Here is a 21,127-nt window from a genome sequence, read left to right as displayed (position 1 = left end):
ACCCTTCGTTATTGAAACTCTTAAAAACAAAACATTTAAACTTAAACTAAAATCAAATACGGCTTCGTCAACTTTACGTTAAGTTAGCCGTGACCACCCATCAGGAATTCTTCTTCGCTGGTGTCTTCTTGCTCTACATTACCGATCCCAGCGAAAAACTCATTCGCTAGTGCCATGATTTCGTCATTGCTTTTGGATTGGAAAAGATTCTTTCGAAACTGAGCGGCTCCAGAATAACCTGTTGAGAACCAAGCTGCAAACTTTCTGAGCTGGATCCCAGTAATGTGCTCATCACAATGCGCCACAATCTCTTTCTGAAGACCTTGGAAAAGACTCACATAATCTCTCTTCACGTCTTTAACCGCCTCACCTCGCCACAAGGACAGGGCGTCCATAAAGATAAACGGATTTTTGAGGCAGCCTCGCCCAATCATGACACCGTCACAGCCGGACTGTTGCAGCCTTAGGTTGGCCTGGCGAGGAGTGAGGATGTCTCCGTTTCCAAGAATGGGAATCTTGGTATTGGCCTTCACTTCTGCGATAAAGTCCCAATCCGCAAGTCCAGTATAGGCCTGGGCCCGAGTGCGTCCATGGATCGCCACCCAGGAAACGCCTTCGTTATAAGCGATGTTGCAGATCTCGGTGGCATTGCGGGAGTTGGCATCCCAACCCGTGCGAATCTTGATGGTCAGTGGAATTTTGATGGTCGCCTTTACGGTCGACACCATCTTTTGAACCGCAGCCGGGTCTTTCAAGATTGCAGAACCCGCGCCCTTCTTGACGACTTTGGGAACCGGACAGCCAAAGTTCAAATCCACAAAGTCACAACCATCGGCTTCGGCCACTTGGGCCGCTCGAGCTACGATTTCAGGCTCTTCACCGAACAACTGAATCCCGATCGGACGCTGGGATTCATCAAAGCTCATCAACTTCATCGTGCGTTCAGATTTGTACTCGATGCCGCTGGCACTGACCAACTCAGTGACAACAACACTGGCATCTAGTTTTTTGATAAAGGTGCGGAAAGCGTGATCCGTGATCCCGGCCATAGGGGCCAGAACAAAGGGATTTGTCTTTAAGGCTTCAACTGGATTCATAAGTCCGAGCGGTATATCAAATCCGCCCGGCAATAGATAGAGAATAATTAAAAGAAATCGCTAACTTATATGTTTTCCTTACCCTTTTACAAAGCCCCCTCCCAGGGAATGTGAGAGGGCTCCTGATATGAAACCATAAGTATCTGATATCACTAGAAATGGTTCGAACTCACAACCAGGTCACCCTTCCGTCAGTTTGGCGAGGCGCTTTGGGTGGTTGGTGGTCCGGGTAACCACAAACCATGGCGCAAAGAAGTTCCAGCTCCCCCTTTTGGTATTCTGGCAACTGATCCACACCCAGGAATTTATCCACATCCTCTTTGATTTCCAGTGGGGCTCCCATCGTGCAAGAGCCCAAACCTTCCACCAGACAGGCCAAATTCATGTTTTCCACAGCCATATACACAGAGCCAATGCTGGTATGATAGCGCTCTTCAGAATCATTGTGGGAATACGCAAAAATAATCACCGGCGCATCCCCCAAAGTGTAAAAAAATCTTTCTGTAAATTGATAAAGCGACGGCTTCAATCGCTGCTGCAAAATATCCTTAATCCCCAGCCAGGATTTCTGCGAGTACTGCAAATACTCATCGCGTTTTTTGCCGGTCACAACAAAGAAACGCCAGTTCTGACGATTCTTGCCGGAGGGGGCTTGCATTCCCGCAGCCAAAATTCTTTCGATCACCTCTTTGGGAACCGCATCGGGCTTGTACTTACGAATCGAGGTTCGTGATTCCAACAACTTGTAAAATTCATTCTTTTCCATTCGCAAGTCCTCTCATGCCGCAGTGTTTATACAAAAGGTACCAGGTACCTTCTAAGCCATTTCCTCGCTGCCTGCCTCGATAAAACAAGAATGCAGGCGACGAATCGCCTCGGGACCCTGCTCATCAGAAACCAGGAAGCAGAAGTTGTGCTTGCTGGCGCCCAGACAGATCATGCGCACGTTGATGTCTGAAATGGCCTTGAAGATCTTTTCTCCCAAGCCGGCGGTGTGGTTGATATTGTTTCCGATCAAAGAAATCAGGGCCAGATTTTCTTCCACTTGAACATCGGCAATCTGGGAAAGATCCGCGATCAGTTTTTTATTCAGCAACGTGGAATCGTCCAGCGTCACACTGACGGAAATTTCCGACGTCGTGATCGCATCAATACTGACTTTGTGGTCATTGAAGATTTTAAAGATCTGAAACAGGAATCCATGGGCGTAAAGCATTTCCGGAGTGGACAGCGTCACGAGCACCTGCTTTTTTCTCAGTGCCATCGCACGAATCAGCGGATGATCCTCGACATCCTTGCGCACCCAGGTGCCACGCGCTTCTGCATCGAAGCTGGAGCCAACAAAGACCGGAATATTTTTACGAATGGCCGGAAGCAACGTCGCCGGATGCAGAATTTTTGCACCAAAAGTCGCAAGCTCCGAAGCCTCTTTAAAGGAAATCTCTCTGATAGGTTGGGCTTTGGGACACAAGCGCGGGTCCGTGGTCGCAATCCCCGCCACATCTGTCCAGATTTCCAGAACGTCCGCAGACACACCTTCAGCCAGAATCGCAGCCGAATAGTCACTGCCTCCGCGCCCCAGCGTTGTGGTATTGCCCTCTTCTGTCATGCCGATATAACCCTGAGTGCAGACCACCCGTTGACCTTCACGCAGGAAAGATAGGTGCTTTTGTGCCAAGGCCGCCACTTCCGCGGTCAAAGGTTTTGCCTTGCCGAAAGAATCATCGGTGCGAAGAACTTTGCGCACATCCAAAAGCTCTGCGGTCTTTTCAGAATTATGTTTTTTCAAGACCTGCGACATGGCCTGGGTAAAGAGCAAAGAGGACATGCGCTCCCCCAAACTCACCAACGTATCCAGAGCTTTGACCGAGCAGTCCTTCAACAAATGAATCCCTTTGGCCAAAGAACTCATTTCTTCAAACAAAGTCTCCAGCAGCTTCACCGAGTCTGCCGGCAAATACAGATCCCCGGCAATTTTAAGATGCCGCTCCTGAATCTTGGTAAGAATTTTTTCAGCATCCGGCCAGCTCTGTGTTTCAGCGGTTTTTCCCAGGGCGATCAGATCATTGGTTGTTCCGGAAGTTGCCGATACCACCACCAGACTTGATCCTTGGCGATAGCTGACCTCGGCACTGCGAAGCATACAGTCGGCATCTCCCATGGAAGTGCCACCAAACTTGGAAACTACGAGCTTTGCCACATTCACTCCTTGGCCCTTAGGCCAGGGAATATCCTAATGCGGTTAGGGTTTTTCATTCAACGACTTTTATGGCAGACTTTTTTTATGACTTCGATGGCCTCTGATTCTGCATTTAAGAAAAAAGAAATCCTGCTTATGGCGGGCCTTGCCCTGATTGCCATGGCCCTGACTGTGGTGGCTGTCGTTCCCTCTTTGCGCAGTAAAGTGAAGGACGCTTTCATCAGCACCAATCGCAAGATTGTGGCTAAAGTCGACGGGGCCTTGGGTAAAAATGGACCTAAAGTAGTTATTCTAAAAATTCAAAGTGGCAGTGCTCTTTCCCTGGAAGTCTATCAATCCGAAGAACAGGGCGGGCTGACCTTATTAAGCAAGCTTCCACTTTATGAAACCCGGGACGGCTTCGTGCTGGTTCAGGGAAATGCGACCAATCTGGCTTTGGTGGATGTCGATAAGGATGGAACTTTAGAGATCGTGGCACCAACCTATGATGAACAGATGGTGCCTCGTTTGAATATCTTCCGCTTTAATTCAGACACCCGCTCCTTCGATCGAGTATCTGCTCCAGCGAACTTTGAACCTTAGTTTTTGCCGGGAGTTGGTGGGCGTTTCTGCAGGTCGCGCCAGGATTTTCCTTCACGCGCTTTACGATCCAACTGGAACTTCTGAACCGCTCTTTGGTGGCCTTTGTAATCTTCAGAGAACACGTGTGTTCCATCGTTCTGACTGACAAAGAACAGATACTGACTTTCCTGCGGTTTCACCGCCGCCAGCAGTGCCTCACGGCCCGGATTGGCAATCGGCCCTGGTGGCAGACCCGGAATCACATAGGTGTTGTAACGAGTTGGGGTCAGCAGATCTTCTCGCGTAATATTGATGACAATCTTACCCAGCTTTTCTGCTTTTCCGTATATTACAGTTGGGTCTGTTTGCAGGCGCATTTTTTTAGCCATACGGTTGTGAAAGACCGAAGAAATCAAAGGGCGTTCTTCCGGTGCGCCGGTCTCCTTTTCAATGATACTGGCTAAAGTCACAACCTGATGGCGGGTTAGGAACTTCACTTCCGCCTGAGGAAGAACTTCGTTGTACACATACAAGAATCTTTTTACCATATTGCTGATCAAAGCCTTGGTGTCTGTGTACTTGGTCAGCATATAGGTTTCCGGGAACAGATAACCTTCCAGACTGTCCACCGTTTCGCCCAGCAAAGACTGAATCAATTGCGGATCGCGAGTCAAACGCATGAAATCCGCTGCCGTGCCGAAGCCCTGCTTTTCATAAAGGTCCGCGATTTCATAGGTGCTCAACCCCTCGCTGACTGTAAAGCTGCGGGCGATGCTTTTTCCAGAGGTGATGGTTTCCAGCACCTCGGAAGGGATCATGTTCGTGCGAAGCAAATATTCACCGACTTTGATTTTGGAGCGTTCCCCTTTAAAGCGGGCATACAGATTGAAGAAGGTTGCGTTCTTCACAAGACCTTTTTCTTCAAGCTCTTTGGCAATGGTGGCAAATCCTTTACCGGGTGTGACTTCGTATACCACATCCATCGCGGTGTCGCTGGGACGGGAATGCGAGAACTCATACGCCAGGAAAGCCACACCACCGCCCATTGAGGCCAGCAGAATCACCACCGCCAGAACCAAAACCAAAATCGTCTTTTTCATTACTTCATATCCAAGTTCATGCCCGGCAAGATTTTTGTCGGATCAAATGGAGTTGCATCCTCAAGACTTGCCACAGGCACCGTGCAATACTGAATTGCAAAATGCGCTGACGGACGGTCATTGCCGGATTTACCCATTCCACCAAACGGCAAGCGAGAGCTTGAGCCATTGGTTGTGCGATTCCAGTTCAGAAGGCCGACGCGTGCTTTATGCAAAGCCTGATCGTAAAGCTCTTTGTTTTTAGAGAAGAGCGCCATCACCAGTCCGTAACCCGAGGAATTCACAATGTTCATGGTCTCATCAAAGTTGTCACTTTGATAGATCGCCACATTCGGGCCAAAGATTTCACTTTTTTGATAAACACTGTTTGGATCAAATTTGTTCACCAAGTGAATGGATGGAGTCACATAGTAACCCTTGTGCTTCAGATCCAGCGCCTTACCGCGCATCAGGCTTTCACAGTTCTCGCGATTGGCGATTTCCTGGAAGCGGATGTATTTTTCCACCGCAGCCGCATTGATCAATGGACCCATGAACGTGTTTTCCGTCCAGTGACCGATCGTTAGTTTCTTGGCTGCCTGATAGAATCTTTCCGTGAACTCATCGGCAATCTTCGGATGCAAGATTATACGACTGGTACAGGAACAGCGCTGACCGGCGGTCATATAAGAGCCCACAAGGCTTTCGTAAATCGCCTTGTCCATGTCTGCATCATCCCAAACGACCGTGGCATTCTTACCGCCCATCTCCAGCGCCAGGATTTTCCAGTAATGATTCAAGGTCTCTTGCTTGATCTTCAGTCCCACTTCGTAAGAACCCGTGAACAGAACACCGTCCACATGTTCACTTGCCACCAAACGGCCGCCCGCTGCGCCATCACCCTGTACAAGGTTGAATACACCTGGCGGGAACTGAGCTTTTTCAAACATTTCGGCCATGAACTGACCCACGGCGGGCGTCTGCTCAGAAGGTTTAAACACAACCGTGTTCCCCGCGATCAAAGCCGGAATGATATGCCCGTTGGGCAGATGCGCCGGGAAGTTGAAAGGACCTATGACCGCCATGACTCCACGAGAACGATAGCGGATCACCCCTTCCACCTGCGGAAGAGCATTGGCAATACGTTCTTCAGCAACAAGCTTCAAAGAATGATTCAAGGTAATGTCGATCTTGGCACCCAGGGCTTTGGCTTCAGTCAAGGCCTCCCAGGTCGGTTTCCCTGTGTCACGGGAAATGATCTGCGCCATTTGTTCGGCGTGAGTGTCATACATTTCTTTCAAACGAAGCAGATAGCCACGACGCTCATCCATCGTCAGCATGGACCAAGGCATGTAGGCCTTCTTCGCGGCAACACAGGCCTCATCAATGTGATCGTGCTTAAACGGCACCGTCATGACCGTGTCGTTCAGATCGGCAGGGCTGATGTCTTTGAACTCGCCGTCCCCTTTGGTTACCGGAACAAAACGTCCATTGATAAAGTCACCTTTGTAATTGATTGGAAAGATGGTGGTGCTCATTTTCTATTTTCCTCTATTGTAATTAAACGGAGACATATAAACTTCTTCACCCAGCTCCACGCCCAGGAGTTGGCGCACTTTCGGAGCCAGAGCCACTTCATGACCGCGAACATCTGCGGAAGCCAAAGAAGCACGGAACTCTTCACTGGTTGTGGCAACCAAGCCCTGCTCTTTGTAAGCGGCATCTTTAAATTCTGTGACCGTCAGACGTCGGCCTTGTGTGATAGGCAGAATCTGGGACACATTTGCGCCATAATGAGGACCGCCGTCGAAAGGGTCCACTTCGTCCAGATAACTAAAACCAATGCTTTCCAAAAGATGCTGGGCCGGTTTTGTGGCTTCACCGACACGCCCCAGAACCAAACGGGCCTTAGCATCCAGAAGGCACAAATAGATGTCATCCTGCGGGAACAGACTTTCAATAAACTCTTTGTGCGACTGGCTTAGAAGATCCGCTTCTTGATAAGGAAGACCGGTGAATCGGCGGCCCAGAGCCTCCCAGAATTCACTGCGCCCTTCATCCGTCAGCGGCGGCGTCAGTTCACACAGAACTCGATCCTCGAACCGTTCCGGATAAAGTCCCATGTACAGGAAACGCGCCAGACTGATTTGTTTACCCAGCTTTTCGGGACGACGGCGATAGGTTTTATCAACAAGAAGTCCTCCGATTTCTGTTGGACCGTCAAAATCCAGCTGAAAGCGCAAAACTTGATGAATAAAGCCCACTCCCAAATCCTGAGAGAAGTGATCGCGTTTAAAGATCTTAAAATAGCTGTGAGGAACTTCTTCGTTTCCGTGCTTTGCCAGCACCAAAGAACTTCCCACTACCAGTTTTTCTTCCACGTCTTCAAGAACAAACAGATACTCGGACTGTGTTTTGGTCAACTTGCCGGCGAAAGACTGCTCACTGCGATCAATCTTTTCGCCAATCACTTTTTTATCACCCGGCAGGTTCAAAAGATTAAACTGCTTTGCCAGATCCACCAGTTGACTCAAATCATCGTGTCGCACCGGTCGCACTATAAAACTCATAGACAAAACCTTTCGATGACTCGTTTATAAAATTCAATGGCCTTGTGCAGATCCTCAATCGCCACATGCTCTTGCGGAGTGTGCACATTGCCCTCCCGTCGCCCCGGACCGAAGCAAATGCATTCAATACCCACGCGGGTAAAGATGCTGGCTTCGTTGGTTGAAGCTTGAGTGATGGGTTTGTCATCCAAACCCATATCCCGCAGCTCATCCAGGCACCCCTTCGCCAAAATGGAAGTCACTTCGGTGCGGAAGGGTTTTTTGTAATCATTCACTCGGAACGTCGCCCCGTTGGCTTCGCACACTTCACGCAGACGATTCATCCAGCCCTCGTAGATTTCGTGCGTGATCACCGGAGGAATACGGCACGAACCGGAAATCTGGATGTCTGTTTCATTGGTGCGAATCAACCCGATGTTCAACGTCGGTGTACTGGGATAAAAATCCTCATCCCTGTATTTCAGGAACTCCTGTTCCAGAGCTTTTACCGCCCGATAGATATTGGCAATCTTTCGGGAAATTGGCTCTGAAATCGGCGTCACCATGTCAATCTCCAAGAACGCGTGACTGGGAACGGTGTTAAAATTAATGCCGCCGTCCATTTCCATGACATTGACCGAATCCGGCAACATCATCAGATATTCAAACATTTTGGCAATCGCACTTTCACCCAAATGTGGCATCGAAGAATGCGCCGCCTTGCCGCGGAACATCTTTGATTGCGTCGAGGTGCTCTCGCGCAGGTTGTGCTCCTCACGATAGCGCATCTCCTCGTCCGAGAAAGGCACATGGATTTCCACACTTGCAAAACCCTTGGCGGCATTGATCACGCGCAGATCACTGGGCTCCCCAATCAGAGCCATTTTTGCAGAGATCTTGTTTTTGCGAATCAGCTTCAGCGCCCCCTGCATCCCGGATTCTTCCCCGAAAGTTCCCACCAGGACAGGCGGCAGGCGCCACGCGCGATTCTTTCCAAAAGAAGCCAGCGCCTCCAGTTTGCACAGGAAGTCCAGCTTCACATCCGCTGCACCCAAGCCATAGATTTTTCCATCTATGATATGAGCATCAAAAGGATTGGCTCCAGTTTCCGTCCACAAAGCAAACGGCCCCGGGTCCACCGTATCCAGATGTGTCTGCAACAAAAATTCGCCGCTGGGTCTTTCCGCCGAAGGCCGGGCAATCACATTGGCCTGCTCCAGCTCCCCCACGACTTCTTCCTGTTCCTCCACGTGCAATCCGCGCTGACGGCAGAAAGCCGCCACCCACTTGGATAATTCACGATTGCCGTGAGTGGGTGTGCTATCAATTGCAATCAGCTGGCGGCAGGCTTCAATGAAGTCCAACTAGACTCCTTCAAGCAAAGTTTTTTCGATCGCTTTAAGTGCGATGTCGATGTCAGCATCTTCAATGATAGCTGGAACCAGGAAGCGCGCGCGAACCGGGTCTTTACCACATGGGAAGGCAATCACCCCGTTGTGGAAAAGTTTGTTCAAAAACGCATTCACACTTTCTTTTTTTCCGTCATGCGGAGTGAAGGCAATCATCAGACCCATACCGCCGGCATCCTGAGCGATGCCTTTGCAGGATGTTTCATTCAGGCGATTGATGCCATCGATAAAACGTCTGTGAATTTGGTTGATGCGACCCTGAGGCCCCAGGAAGCCTTCGCCCAGCATATCCAGCATTTCCATACCCGCGCTTAAAGACGGAGTGGAGCCCGAGAACGTCCCGGCGATCAAACCTGGTTTTGGATTGTAGTCTTCAGTGTAAAGAGTCGCACCCACTTGCGCGGTCTTTGCGATCGTGCAGATGTCGATGTACTGACCGATATCCAAAGTTTCAAATGCAAAGTATTCACCCGTGCGTGTGAAGGTCTGAACTTCATCAGCCCAGATCGCGATATTTTTGGACTTACAGAAATCCAGAAGTGGGATGAAGAATTCACGAGGAGCCGCCTGATAACCGCCCTCACCCAACATTGGTTCAAAACCGAAGACAGAGATATTGCCTTCATGTTTTGCCACGTGTTCTTTCATCACGTTTAATGCTTTTTCGCCGGATTTTGGATCACGTTTGTCATAGAACGGCACGCGCAGAACTTCGTGATATTCAGGCAAACCCTGCTTGTAGGCCGGGTTGTCAGTCACTTCAGCCATCATTGTGGAACGACCTGCAAACGCATCCTTAAAGCCCATCACAAAACGCGCTGGAGAATTTTTTTGACGGGAAAGCTTCAGAGCGTTTTCGTTGGCCATCGTCCCGCAAGTGGCGATCCAAGCGTACTTCAAGCGACTTTTCTTGCTGGCCAGCTTTACGATCTTTTCTGTGAACAAGCGGTATTCATTGTTAGGCTGCAAGTTTCCTTGAGTCAGAATGTCAGCCAAAGAACCACGAAGAGCAGCAGCGATCACGCGTGGGTGAGAATGTCCCATCAAGTGAATGCCGATACCATTGATCAAATCCAATTTGATGCTGCCATCTTCAAGCTCAACATAAGGGCCACGACCGGCACCAGTCCCCATGTATGGATAATGCAAGGGACGTCCGCGGAACTGACCAGCCAGATCGACTTTTTGTTTTCCAGAATCCTTAAATTCATCCAGAGGAGCGCGAATGCCAGTGATCTGGGCGTTCAGCTTTCCAACTTCGCCAACAAGATCCTGAATCATGGATTTGATTTTATCGGATTGCTGTATCTGATGACCTACAAGAGAACTCATAATACCTTTCGCGGGTCCAAGATGACCGGACCCATTGTTTTTTTGAAATGCCCGTCTAGTTTACTCCCGGGTCAGGACTAAGACAAGCCACGCCCTAGACATGAAGAGACTTTTATCTGTAAACTTTGAAAGCTATGTCGAACTTAAAAATGCTCTCTGTGTTCTTTCTTTTTCTGATTTTGCCCTCTCTGGGCGCGGCGCAATCTGAAAGCTCTGCAGACCTTTTTCAACAGGGGACTCAGTTTTACGTAGCCAAAGACTACACAAAGGCACAGGAAAGTTTCACAAAAGCTCTGGAAAAAGACCCACACAATGCGACAATTCTGACGAATCTGGCTTTGACGGAGTTCCACCTGGATCACAAGCCTTTGTCCGTCGGCCTTTTGCGCAAAGCCTTGCACACGGAACCAGAACTTCCCACGGCTGTGGCTGGACTAAAGTTTGTTCTGTCACAAATGCAGATTCGCGAAGTGCCTCGCCAAATCGAAACCTATGAGACGTTGCGTGTGAATCTGCTGCAACCCGTCCCGTTAACGGCCTATCTTGTTCTTTCCACTCTGCTTTTCTTTGCTGCGGGCTGGCTTCTATTGTCCTATGCCGGCCGCCGTCGCCGCGCCCTGCTAGAGGAAAAAGCTCTGCCCGGATTCCCGACAATCGCGGCCCTTCTGACCTTGGGTTTTGTGATATTTACAGGGCTTCTGGCTTTGAAAATTTATGACTCTTCCATTCTTCGTGGCACCATCATCGAAGAGAAAGTCGCATTACAAACCGCCCCAGGTGAAAATCAGGTCGCTATCCTGGATTTATTCGGCGGCATGGAAGTTATTGCGCACACCACCCAGGGGGACTGGGTGCAAGTCACTTATCCGGGATCACTTACCGGCTGGATTAAAAAATCCTCACTGCTTTTGACGCGTTGACAGCTGGACCTTGGTCAAAATATGATTTACCTCTATGTTGAAAACGCTCCGAGTCATAGTCATTCTCGCGGCTGTGGGAACTCTTGTTTCCTGTGCCTCCACTGAAAAGAACTCCAATACGCCGGAGGGGGCTTTCGCCATTGCGGAAGAGTACGACAAGTCTGAGCGTTTTGAAGAGGCCATCCGTCGCTACACCGAAGTAAAAAACAAGTTCCCATACAGCAACTTCGCGACAAAAGCAGAACTGGCGATCGCGGATGTTTACTACAAACAAGAATCCTACGCTGAAGCGCAAGTGTCCTATCAGATGTTTAAAGAGCTCCACCCGACAGTTCCCAATGCTGATTATGTGCAGTTCCGCATCGGCATGAGCTACTTCAATCAGCTGCCTTCCACGATTGATCGTGATTTATCTTTGGCCAATGACACGATCCTTAATCTGTCTGATTTGATTAAGAAATATCCAAACTCTGAGTACGTCACGGAAGCCAAAGAAAAGCGCACGGCTGCAATCAAAATGCTGGCTGAAAAAGAAGAGTACATCGCGGACTTCTACTTCAAACGCAAAATCTTCGACAGTGCCCTGGGCCGCTATGAAGGTCTTTACAACAACTTCCGCGGACTGGGTTTTGATGCCAAAGCCCTTTCTCGTGCCAGCATTGCCGCCCACAGAATCGGCGATACGGCGAAAGCCAAAAAGTATGAAGAGATTCTGGCTCGTGACTTCCCAGGAACTCGCGAACTGAAAGCCGCTGAAAAGGAGCTTGAGTAATGAACGCTCTTCATGACGACATGCTATCTGAAGCCCGTGGATATTTTATCAACGGCAACTACAAGATGGCCGAGCCGATTCTGAATCAAATGCTTCTGCAAAACACCCGCAACCCGGAAGTTTATCAGATGCTGGCAACGATCTTTTACGACAAAGGCCAGTTCAGCAAGGCGATCAAAACGTTCCGTCGCGCTCTGGAAATTGACCCAACTTACACCGATGCCAGCGTGGGTCTGTCCATTATTTTGAACGATCTGGGCAAATACGATGAGGGCAAACAGGTTTTCCTGGATGCTCAATCCCAGCTGGAAAAGAAATCCGGCAAGCAGGATCCGTTTGTGGACGAAAAAATCGCCTCCAAACACGAAGAATTGGCGGATCTTTACTATCAGTACAAACGCTACAACGAAGCTCTTGAACAGCTTTTGAAAGCGCAGAAGCTTTCCAGCAGAAAAGCTGAAATCACCATGCGTATTGCCGAAGTTCACGTTCAGTTGGGCCAGGCGGATCGCGCGGTGAAGGATCTCAAGGCCCTGATCCGTGAATACCCACACCTTATTCCAGCTCGCCTAAAGCTTGGGGCGATCTACTACAATTCAAACAATATTGCTGAAGCGACCGAACAGTGGGAGAATATCCTCATTCGGGATCCACAACACCCCGAGGCTTTGCGCTATTTGAAAATGGCTCAAGCTGCTGGCATCACTTCCATCGATTTGTAGAGGCACAACATGGCACAACTTAAAGATCAAATGGTCCCTTTCCTGACAAGCGAAGAAATCTCTGAACTTGTTTCCAACCTGGCTTCCCAAATCGAAGCTGATTACGAAGGAAAGGATGTTGTGTTTATCTGCCCACTGCGCGGCTCGATTCACTTCACTGCGGATCTGATGCGTAAAGTGGATCTGCCTCAGCAGGTGGATTTCGTGCATGTTCAGGCAGTTGAACGTGGTGGCGCGATTAAAATCGTTAAAGACATCTCTGTAAATATCGCTGGCAAACATGTGATCGTGGTTGAAGAAATCATCGACACCGGTCGCACACTGAGCTTCCTGCGAAGCCGTCTGTTTGCTTCCGCTCCGGCATCCTTGAAAATCGTGACCCTGCTGGATAAGCCTGCTCGCCGTGAACTGCCAATCAAAGCTGACTATATCGGTAAAACAATTGAAGACCGCTATGTCGTTGGTTACGGCATGGATTCAGAAGAACTTGGCAGAAATTACCCTGATATTTACGCTCTGAAGAACTAAGATTCGACCTGCATGGGAATCCTCATGCAGGGTCCTTTGACCCTCTCGACAACCAGGTCCTGACTAGGACACTACGACGTTGACGACGAAAAGAATAACTACACAAAAAGCATAGAGAAAAACAAGGTGCTTAGGCATGCTGAGAAGTCTCCTAAGGCCCAATCTATTCAGTCTTAGGACCTTCGTCAATACAGGACCCCAACAAAGGTTCAGATTTCTGACCTAGGTCGTGCGGCGGCCAAGCCTCGCGAAAGCCCCACGCACAAAGAAAACCCGGACCTTCGACCAAGTGTCGTTCAATTTCAAGCTTCCGATTCCGTCTAAGTTTTCGACAGGAGTGGGGCTTAAGTCTTTCAGAGAGCAGAATCTCATTCTGAGGCAAAGACAAAATAAGCTTCTGTAATCTGTCCTCTAAAGAGAATCCCAAAATTATCCGATATTCTGACTAAGGAGGAATATCCATGAAAAAGTTTAAGAACTTTTCTAAGAAGCTATTGAAAAATGAGGCCGGCCAAGGTGCGACGGAATACATCCTTTTGTTGGTGGTTGTTGTAGCCCTTGTTGTGCTCTTTAAAGACAAAATTAAGACCACAATGGACGGCAAACTTGGAGAACTCTCCGAAAAGATTTCCGGCTTCCAAGGGGAATAAGTTCGCCTGAACTCTCTGCTTTTTAGCTGGGAAAAAGGGGGACCCAATGACTATTGAATACGTGCTTTTAATATTTGCCACCTTCTTCTTTATCCTGAAGGGGTTCATGACTGTTCCGGCAAAGGCCTTTAAAGAATCAGGGCCTCGGTTGGGAGCACGCGTGGAACAACAGCTCATGACAGGAGCGGGATTTAAGCCTCAGGGTGGCAATCACATTGGTTGGGTGGGTGAATGATGAAAAAGACTCTTGGTAACAACAAGGGCCAATTTCTTATCGAATCCGTCCTGCTGATGACTTTCATGGTGGGAGCGCTGGTGTGGGCCACTGGTCAACTGCGAGAGAATAAGTATCTTGCAAAGATGATCTCCGGCCCATGGCAGAAGGTTTCCGGCATGATCGAGGCTGGCGTATGGGATACGCCAGACAAGGCTAAAAGCAAACATCCCAACCAATTGAATCGTTCTTTGACTGTCGAGCCAGAGTAAAGATTCAAAGAGGAAAGAATGGGCGAAACCAAGCGCTTTGCAAAAACCTTACGAAATGAACGCGGGATGATTTCCGCTGAATTCATTTTCGCCATCGTGATTTCGGTGGGGCTTTGCATTGTCTTTTTCGCACTGAACTTCACTCTATCCATGGCTGAAGTGGCGCAGTATATCGCCTTTTCCGCCTCACGAGCCCATGCTGCGGCTCACGTCGATCAAACCAAACAGGAACAAATGGGCAAAGAAAAATACCTGGCCCTGATCAACAATCCCGTCCTGAAGCCTCTTTTCAATAAGGCTGACGGTGGTTGGTTCCAACTCTCTCCACAACTTGAAATTCGCGGCGGTGGCGCCGGGGATAACTTTGCCGATGAATACAAGGGCGAAGAAGGCCGCGTGCCGCAAGTGGGAGTCCGCTTTGATTTCAAACCAAAACTGCTAAGTCTGAAGATCGCTTTCCTGGGATCCACCAGCGAGGACGATTCGGGCTTTTCCGCCAAAATCACCGGGTTCCTGATCCGCGAACCCACCCGGCAGGAATGCTGGGAAGGTCAGATTAAAAAGCGCTATTCCGCTCTTCTGGATCTGGATCCAAGATATAAGGAACTTGGCGGCAATACGGGTGATTACATCCCGATGGAGGATAACGGATGCTGAAGAAGCAAAAGCGTAAATCCTCTTTAAAGAATGAAGAAGGGATGGCTGTTCTGGAACTCATCCCTATTATCATTGTTATCGTGCTGCTGGTGAACTTCTCGCTGGGGTTCTTCGGGGCCATTCATACGGGAATTTTGAATTCCATCGCATCCCGAAACTATGCTTTTGAAACTTTCCGCAACCGATCGAATCTGAATTATCTCAGCGCGATCAGTTCGGACCCAAACACACTGAAGTACACCTATAACAAAATAGGCATGCGTGTTCACGGGACCTTGTCGGAAAACGCCAAAGGACAGGACTGGATTGCCAGCGCCCGTCTGATTGACTTCTTCACGTTCCAAAAACGAGCGGCCGAAGTCACTGGCAACACCAAGGCTGAGCACGAAAAGGTTCGCAATCTTCCGGGAGGAAGAAACGAGGGTGTCGCAGTGAACCCTATTTGGGTGAAAACAACTTACGGAATCTGCCTTAACGCCGGATGCACGGGCACATAAGAGAAGTGGGACTTTATGGGATCAAACGAAACTAGAAATTTATGGCTTTCGATCGCAGCAGGGGTTTTCGCCACCTTCCTTCTCTATAGTTACTCTCAAGAGAAGAAAGCCGAATACGACAAGCGCTTTGGTTCCACCAAACGTGTGGTTGTGGCGAAGGAAGATATCGCCGAAATGCAAACCGTCTATGACACCATGGTCGAAACCAAAGAGCTTCCGGCCGACTTCATTCAGCCCGATGCTATCACCGTGCCTGATGAAATTATCGGAAACGTGGCCGCAGTGCCTATTCGTAAAGGTCAGATGATCGTCAAGAACAACCTTCTAACCCCGGGACCGGACACAGGGATTTCTCTGCAAGTTGCGCCAAGCAAACGTGCCGTGACTATTCCGGTGGATGAAGTCCGCGGTGTGGCTAAGCTGATTCGCCCAGGTGATCGTATTGACATCTATGCGGCCGTTGATTCCGGTAAAGGGGTCAATCAGCGCCGTGAAGTATTCACAATGATGAATGACGTCGTTGTTCTGGCAACAGGTGTCAGTGTTGTGAATAACATTCCACGCATGTTTGAGCTGGATTCCACCGGGAAGAACCTGACTCAGATCGCACTGACTGGGGACACCAAGTACACCACCATCACGGTCGAAGCAACACCCAAGGAAGCCCAGGATCTGTTCTATATTCTTTCGACTGCACCAGGGAATCTGTTCATGGCCTTGAGAAATCCAAGCGACAGAACAATTCCGCCTCGTATGCCAAGCTCCACTTCGGACAGCGTACTGGGCAAACCGGTTGTATCCATGGATGCGCCAGCCGCGCCTGCCATTGTGATGCCACCACGACCCATGCCACCAGTTCAACAACAGCGAGTTGCGCCTCCACCAGCACAAAGACCACGCGCCAACGGATTTCAAACTTTGTAATGGGTCTGATTTAGGGGAAGTAAGGGGGATTTATGAGACGTAAAAATCTGATTGCAGGAGGACTGCTAAGTTTATTCCTGCTCAGTGGAACCATCGCCTGGGCCCAGGAAGAACTGGAAGCCGCGCCCACTTCATCCACTTCGGGTGAAGAGGGAATCTATCGTTCTCGTAAGTTCATCAATCTGACCCTGGGTATCGAGCAGGATGAGAAGCTTCCCCCGCTTCCTGACAGTATCGAATTCAAGGGTGACTTCCGTCGAATTGTGACCGCCTCTTACGCCAAAGACCTCAATATCATGCGCTTCACGCCAAAAAGTGAAGGCTTTGCCACTTTGACCATTCACGACAAACGCAATGGCAAGATCGTGGCCGAGTTCCGCATCGACGTCAAAAAAAGCAAGCTCGACAAAGTGGTCCGCGAAATGCGCGCCCTGCTGGGTGATATCGAAGGTATCAATATCAAAATCGTCAACAACCGCGTGGTGGTCGATGGTCAGATTCTTTTGCCAAAAGATCTGGCGCGTATCTATAACGTCGTCCAGCAGTTCGGGGATCAGGCCTCTTCCTTGGTGACCCTGAGTCCTCTGGCACAAAAGAAAATTGCGGAATTCATTGCCCGCGACATCAACAATCCTGAAATTGAGGTCCGCGCAGTGAATGAAAAAATCATTCTGCAGGGCTGGGCCAATTCGGATGAAGAATCCAAACGCGCCGAAATCATCGCCAAAACCTATCTGCCTGACATCGTGATCGAAGCTGCAGAAGAAAAAGGTGTGATCAAAAAACGTAAGCCCGCCAACGATGGTGTGATCAATCTGATCCAGATCAAAGCGGCCCCTGCGGCAGCCCCTGCCAAGATGATCCAGCTGGTGGTTCACTACGTGGAGCTGAACAAAGACTATTCCAAGGCCTTCAAGTTCCAGTTCACTCCGGAATTGGGGGATAACTCCACGATGACATTCCAGACCGGCGGAGATTCTCCGGGTGGTGTGATCAGCTCCATCACTGGAACGGTTTCCAATCTTTTGCCTAAACTGAACTGGGCCAAACAACACGGTCATGCCCGCGTCCTGGAAAGCACCAGTCTGATTGTGGAAGACGGCAAAAAAGGTGAAATCAAACAAGTCACCAATCAGCCGTATCCAGTGATTGGCAAAGACGGCACTCAAGGAACGGCCTTTGCCGAAGTTGGTATTGTGACTTCGATCACACCACGACTGCTGGGCGAAAAATCCGGAAGTGTTGCGATGGAGATGGCCTTCAAAGTGTCCAGCCTTTTGGGGAACACACCCAGCGGTGCTCCCATCACCAGCGCCAACGAAATGACGTCCTCGGTGACGGTGCGTGACCGCCAAAGTGCTGCCGTGGGGGGATTGATTCGTAACTCGACCTCGACCGGGTACAATCGTCCAGCGGGGCAAAAGAATCCGATCATCAGTTTGTATGCATCCAAAGATTTCGTGAAACAACAAAGCCAGTTCGTGGTCTTTGTCACACCGATAGTGAAAACTTCTGCGAGTGCTGGTGCCGAGCAAATTAAGAAGAAGTTCCGTTTACGCGATTAAGGTCTCGTAAACGGACCTCCCGTTTCAGCCGATAGGAAAGCTGGAGGTCTGTTTTGGCTATCAATCCTAATTGTAATCTCATCGCAGTGGTGGGCGGCAAAGGCGGCGTCGGTAAATCCGTATTCGCAGCCAATTTCGCCTGCACCATCATGAACGAACTCCGCAGTCAGGTTCTTTTGATTGATGCTGATGCCAAGAGCGTCGGCGATCAAAACGTTATCATGGGTCTGAAACCACAAAAGACCCTGAAAGAACTGGCTAACTTCCAAGGCTCTTTAAATTCTCAGCCGATGAACACTCTTGTGACCATGCACCAGTCCGGCCTGGCTTATCTGGGCGCGGTTCGCGGACCGGAAGAAAGTTTGAACATCTCTCCGGATCTTCTGGGAAAACTATTGGATTTCTTTGGCCGGGCCTTTAAGTATGTCGTCGTGGACGTGGGAACAGATCTGGGTCCCGCACAGATGGCAGTTTTGCAGGAAGCCACCGCCATTATGATCGTCACAACTCCCGAAGTTCTGGTGGTGACTCAAACTCAACGCCTGGTGAACGAGCTTTTGTCAGCGACTTTCCCTAAAGACATGTTCCAGCTGGTGATCAACAAAGCGTCTCCGACGGGTCTGTCACCACAAACGATTTCCAATCAGTTGCAGCTTCCCTTCCTGGGAATCATTCCACAGGATGAGGCCACATCCATGATGTCGCTGCAAAAGTACACCCCATTTGTGATCTCTGCCCCGAAAGCGCCGATCACAGCGGCGTATTATGACGTTGCCCGAAAACTGACTGGCGGTGTTTTACAACGACTTAAAACAACAGCGCGTCCGAAACCAACACCTCCGCCCGCGGCGTCGGCCGATGGGGGTTCCGCCCTTGCCGTTCAAGGGATGGACGCCAGAACTCTTCTGAAGATTCGTATCCACAATGAACTGATTCGTACTGTGGATCTGAAGAAGCTTTTGGTCGACACCAAACAAGATGAAAACAAAGAAAAAGAAGTCCGCGAAAAAACCAAACGCGAAATCACCCTGATCGTGGACCGTGAAGCTCCGGATCTTGCTCGTGAAGAGCGTTCCAAGATCATCAAAGAGGTCCTGGAAGAAGCCCTGGGCCTGGGTCCCCTGGAAGATCTGCTGGCCGACGGCGACGTCACCGAGATCATGGTGAATGGATTTAAAAAAATCTTCGTCGAAAAAAGCGGTAAAGTGCAGCTAAGCCCTGTGACCTTTACCTCCAACGATCACTTGCGCCGTATCATCGAGCGTATTGTGACGCCGCTGGGTCGTCAGATCAATGACTCAACCCCTTACGTCGATGCCCGCTTGAAAGACGGTTCGCGTGTGAACGCCGTGATTGAGCCTTTGGCGATCGACGGCCCTGCGCTGACCATTCGTAAGTTTAAAAAGGGCGGTATCACCGCTGACAAGTATATTTCCTATGGAAGTATCACCAAGAACATGATCGACTTCCTGCGCATCTGCGTGGAAAACGGTCTGAATGTCGTGATCTCTGGTGGTACCGGTTCAGGTAAAACCTCTTTGTTGAATATGTTGTCTTCGTACATTCCGTCCAACGAACGTGTGATCACGGTCGAGGACGCGGCCGAGTTGCAACTGCAACAGGAGCACGTTGTGCGTCTGGAAACCCGTCCGGCTTCCATGGAAGGCTCCAACGCTGTTCACATCCGGGATCTTATCAAGAATGCCCTGCGTATGCGTCCGGACCGCATCATCGTCGGTGAGTGCCGTGACGGTGCCGCTTTGGATATGTTGCAGGCCATGAATACCGGTCACGATGGTTCCATGACCACGACTCACGCCAACTCTCCTCGCGAGTGTATTGCGCGTCTGGAAACACTTTGTATGATGTCCGGAATGGATCTACCGGTCCGTGCGATTCGTGAACAGATTGCCGGCGCGGTGAATCTGATTGTGCAGATCTCCCGTCTGTCGGATGGTAGTCGTAAGATCCTTAGCATCACCGAAGTTGCCGGCATGCAGGGTGACGTAGTCACTCTGGCAGAAATCTTCCGCTTTAAAGAAACCGGCTATGACAAAAACAGAAAGATTCAGGGCGTGTTCCAGGCAACTGGTACCATTCCAAGTTTCATTCAAAAGTTGAGTGATAAAGGTGTTGTGATTCCTCGCGAGATCTTCGCCAACGATCCGAATGCGGGCAACCCTGCAGCGGCGGCACCTGCGCAAAACAAACCACCCATCCCGGCAGCCATGGCACCAAAGATGCCCGGCATCGCTCCGGTGAAGAAGTCAGGATAGAGTATGAGCTTCCTGTTTAACGAATGGATCATGATTCCTCTGTTTGGCCTTTGCGTCTTCGTCATTGTCATCGCCTGGGCGGACAAGGCGATTTCGTGGCTGCACCAACGCAGTCTGGGTAAACGCGACGAAGTCATGCGTCTGCTTCGTATAATGGGAATGGAAGTCGATGAAAAGAAAGTCACGATTCTGATTCTGATGATGAGCTTCGGTTTAGGAGCTTTGGCCTTTTTGATTTTCTGGCCCAATGTTCTTATTGGTTTCATCTTCGGCGCTTCTATCACTGTGGCCGGTTGGCAGCTTCCACTGTTGCTGGTTCGCTTGATTTATGAAAAACGCTGCGCCAAATTCGTCGACCAGATGGTCGACGGACTGACCATCATGGCCAACGGTATCAAGGCCGGATCCAACCCGCAGGAATCCATGAAGCGTGTGGTAGAGATCATGGGAAATCCCATGAGTCAGGAATTCGCACAGGTACTGTATCAGATGCAAGTTGGTGACAGCTTCGAAAGTGCACTGAACGATCTGGGCAACCGCATTCCACGTCCCGATGTCCAGATGTTTGTGACCTCCATCAACATCCTGAAAGAAACCGGCGGTAATCTGGCAGAAACTTTCCAGACCATCGTACTGGTCGTGCGCGAAAGACAAAAGGTAGAGAAAAAAATTCAGGCTCTGACCGCTCAGGGTCTTATGCAGGGAATTATCGTCACCCTGATTCCGTTTATCTTGATGGTTGTATTCACCGTTATCGATCCCACCTTCATCAAACCAATGTTTAGCACAACCTTAGGTCTAGTGTTGCTCGTGGCAATGCTGGGTCTGCAAATTATCGGTGGCGTGCTCATTAAAAAGCTTGTTACCATTAAAGTGTAGTTTGTCAGCTTCAAGGAAGAGGTA

At 49.7% G+C, this 21,127-nt stretch carries 22 protein-coding genes; 14 read left to right on the top strand and 8 right to left on the bottom strand.

The window, feature by feature from the left end; genetic code table 11:
- Nucleotides 1–83 precede the first annotated feature (83 nt).
- From dusB to lysC, 3 genes are all read right to left on the bottom strand, one after another.
- Nucleotides 84–1,097 carry a tRNA dihydrouridine synthase DusB gene (dusB, locus tag ACZ50P_RS00680; RefSeq protein WP_464132745.1) on the bottom strand — a complete coding sequence of 338 codons (1,014 nt, stop codon included), beginning with the start codon at nucleotides 1,095–1,097 and terminating at the stop codon, nucleotides 84–86.
- 169 nt (nucleotides 1,098–1,266) lie between these two features.
- A complete protein-coding gene (locus tag ACZ50P_RS00675) occupies nucleotides 1,267–1,863 on the bottom strand; it encodes a nitroreductase family protein (RefSeq protein ID WP_464132743.1) in 597 nt (198 codons plus the stop codon).
- A 51-nt stretch (nucleotides 1,864–1,914) separates the two neighbouring features.
- Nucleotides 1,915–3,297: a lysine-sensitive aspartokinase 3 gene (gene lysC / locus ACZ50P_RS00670; RefSeq protein ID WP_464132741.1), complete on the bottom strand. Its 1,383-nt coding sequence runs from the start codon at nucleotides 3,295–3,297 to the stop codon at nucleotides 1,915–1,917.
- Nucleotides 3,298–3,381: 84 nt separating this feature from the next.
- Here lysC and ACZ50P_RS00665 point away from each other — a divergent pair, with 84 nt between their 5' ends.
- Nucleotides 3,382–3,879, top strand: coding sequence for a hypothetical protein (locus tag ACZ50P_RS00665; RefSeq protein WP_464132739.1), 498 nt, complete (start codon nucleotides 3,382–3,384; stop codon nucleotides 3,877–3,879).
- Here the strand turns inward: ACZ50P_RS00665 and mltG are convergent.
- The 5 genes from mltG to ACZ50P_RS00640 are packed head-to-tail and all read right to left on the bottom strand — an operon-like array spanning nucleotide 3,876 to nucleotide 10,227.
- Nucleotides 3,876–4,958: an endolytic transglycosylase MltG gene (mltG, locus tag ACZ50P_RS00660; protein WP_464132738.1), complete on the bottom strand. Its 1,083-nt coding sequence runs from the start codon at nucleotides 4,956–4,958 to the stop codon at nucleotides 3,876–3,878. The two genes, ACZ50P_RS00665 and mltG, sit on opposite strands and share 4 nt — an antisense overlap.
- On the bottom strand, nucleotides 4,958–6,475 hold the full coding sequence (locus ACZ50P_RS00655; protein WP_464119420.1) for a succinylglutamate-semialdehyde dehydrogenase: 1,518 nt from the start codon (nucleotides 6,473–6,475) through the stop codon (nucleotides 4,958–4,960). Before ACZ50P_RS00655 ends, mltG begins: the two co-directional genes overlap by 1 nt.
- A gap of 3 nt (nucleotides 6,476–6,478) precedes the next feature.
- On the bottom strand, nucleotides 6,479–7,507 hold the full coding sequence (locus ACZ50P_RS00650) for an arginine N-succinyltransferase (protein WP_464119418.1): 1,029 nt from the start codon (nucleotides 7,505–7,507) through the stop codon (nucleotides 6,479–6,481).
- Nucleotides 7,504–8,850, bottom strand: a complete 1,347-nt coding sequence (locus tag ACZ50P_RS00645) for a M20 family metallopeptidase (protein WP_464119416.1) — start codon at nucleotides 8,848–8,850, stop codon at nucleotides 7,504–7,506. Before ACZ50P_RS00645 ends, ACZ50P_RS00650 begins: the two co-directional genes overlap by 4 nt.
- Nucleotides 8,851–10,227, bottom strand: coding sequence for an aminotransferase class III-fold pyridoxal phosphate-dependent enzyme (locus ACZ50P_RS00640; RefSeq protein ID WP_464132735.1), 1,377 nt, complete (start codon nucleotides 10,225–10,227; stop codon nucleotides 8,851–8,853).
- A gap of 149 nt (nucleotides 10,228–10,376) precedes the next feature.
- On the opposite strand from ACZ50P_RS00640, the gene ACZ50P_RS00635 reads away from it, so the two are divergent.
- The 13 genes from ACZ50P_RS00635 to ACZ50P_RS00575 all read left to right on the top strand — a co-directional run bounded on the left by ACZ50P_RS00635 (nucleotide 10,377) and on the right by ACZ50P_RS00575 (nucleotide 21,103).
- Nucleotides 10,377–11,147, top strand: a complete 771-nt coding sequence (locus tag ACZ50P_RS00635) for a hypothetical protein (protein WP_464135240.1) — start codon at nucleotides 10,377–10,379, stop codon at nucleotides 11,145–11,147.
- 34 nt (nucleotides 11,148–11,181) lie between these two features.
- The gene (locus ACZ50P_RS00630; protein ID WP_464119410.1) at nucleotides 11,182–11,919 is read left to right on the top strand and encodes an outer membrane protein assembly factor BamD; all 738 of its coding nucleotides are present in this window, start codon (nucleotides 11,182–11,184) and stop codon (nucleotides 11,917–11,919) included.
- Nucleotides 11,919–12,641, top strand: coding sequence for a tetratricopeptide repeat protein (locus tag ACZ50P_RS00625; RefSeq protein WP_262554921.1), 723 nt, complete (start codon nucleotides 11,919–11,921; stop codon nucleotides 12,639–12,641). Before ACZ50P_RS00630 ends, ACZ50P_RS00625 begins: the two co-directional genes overlap by 1 nt.
- Before the next feature lie 9 nt (nucleotides 12,642–12,650).
- The gene (gene hpt, locus ACZ50P_RS00620; RefSeq protein ID WP_464119408.1) at nucleotides 12,651–13,169 is read left to right on the top strand and encodes a hypoxanthine phosphoribosyltransferase; all 519 of its coding nucleotides are present in this window, start codon (nucleotides 12,651–12,653) and stop codon (nucleotides 13,167–13,169) included.
- 461 nt (nucleotides 13,170–13,630) lie between these two features.
- Nucleotides 13,631–13,819 (top strand): Flp1 family type IVb pilin, encoded by a 189-nt coding sequence (locus ACZ50P_RS00615; RefSeq protein WP_464119406.1) that lies wholly within the window; start codon nucleotides 13,631–13,633, stop codon nucleotides 13,817–13,819.
- A 46-nt stretch (nucleotides 13,820–13,865) separates the two neighbouring features.
- Nucleotides 13,866–14,054 (top strand): hypothetical protein, encoded by a 189-nt coding sequence (locus ACZ50P_RS00610; RefSeq protein ID WP_262554936.1) that lies wholly within the window; start codon nucleotides 13,866–13,868, stop codon nucleotides 14,052–14,054.
- Nucleotides 14,051–14,305 (top strand): hypothetical protein, encoded by a 255-nt coding sequence (locus ACZ50P_RS00605; RefSeq protein WP_464119403.1) that lies wholly within the window; start codon nucleotides 14,051–14,053, stop codon nucleotides 14,303–14,305. Before ACZ50P_RS00610 ends, ACZ50P_RS00605 begins: the two co-directional genes overlap by 4 nt.
- 18 nt (nucleotides 14,306–14,323) lie before the next feature.
- On the top strand, nucleotides 14,324–14,962 hold the full coding sequence (locus tag ACZ50P_RS00600) for a hypothetical protein (RefSeq protein WP_464119401.1): 639 nt from the start codon (nucleotides 14,324–14,326) through the stop codon (nucleotides 14,960–14,962).
- Nucleotides 14,956–15,459 (top strand): hypothetical protein, encoded by a 504-nt coding sequence (locus tag ACZ50P_RS00595; RefSeq protein WP_464119399.1) that lies wholly within the window; start codon nucleotides 14,956–14,958, stop codon nucleotides 15,457–15,459. The genes ACZ50P_RS00600 and ACZ50P_RS00595 overlap by 7 nt, the downstream gene beginning before the upstream one ends.
- A gap of 15 nt (nucleotides 15,460–15,474) precedes the next feature.
- On the top strand, nucleotides 15,475–16,383 hold the full coding sequence (gene cpaB, locus ACZ50P_RS00590) for a Flp pilus assembly protein CpaB (RefSeq protein WP_464119397.1): 909 nt from the start codon (nucleotides 15,475–15,477) through the stop codon (nucleotides 16,381–16,383).
- Nucleotides 16,384–16,415: 32 nt separating this feature from the next.
- Nucleotides 16,416–17,948, top strand: a complete 1,533-nt coding sequence (locus tag ACZ50P_RS00585) for a BON domain-containing protein (protein ID WP_464119395.1) — start codon at nucleotides 16,416–16,418, stop codon at nucleotides 17,946–17,948.
- Between the two features lie 53 nt (nucleotides 17,949–18,001).
- Nucleotides 18,002–20,224 (top strand): ATPase, T2SS/T4P/T4SS family, encoded by a 2,223-nt coding sequence (locus ACZ50P_RS00580; protein WP_464132734.1) that lies wholly within the window; start codon nucleotides 18,002–18,004, stop codon nucleotides 20,222–20,224.
- Nucleotides 20,225–20,227: 3 nt separating this feature from the next.
- On the top strand, nucleotides 20,228–21,103 hold the full coding sequence (locus ACZ50P_RS00575; protein ID WP_464132732.1) for a type II secretion system F family protein: 876 nt from the start codon (nucleotides 20,228–20,230) through the stop codon (nucleotides 21,101–21,103).
- The last annotated feature ends 24 nt before the right edge of the window (nucleotides 21,104–21,127 follow it).

The sequence above is a fragment of the Bdellovibrio sp. CKG001 genome (assembly GCF_055397465.1).
The sequence above is the reverse complement of the archived record's forward strand: the minus strand, read 5'-3'. Positions and strand labels throughout refer to the sequence as shown.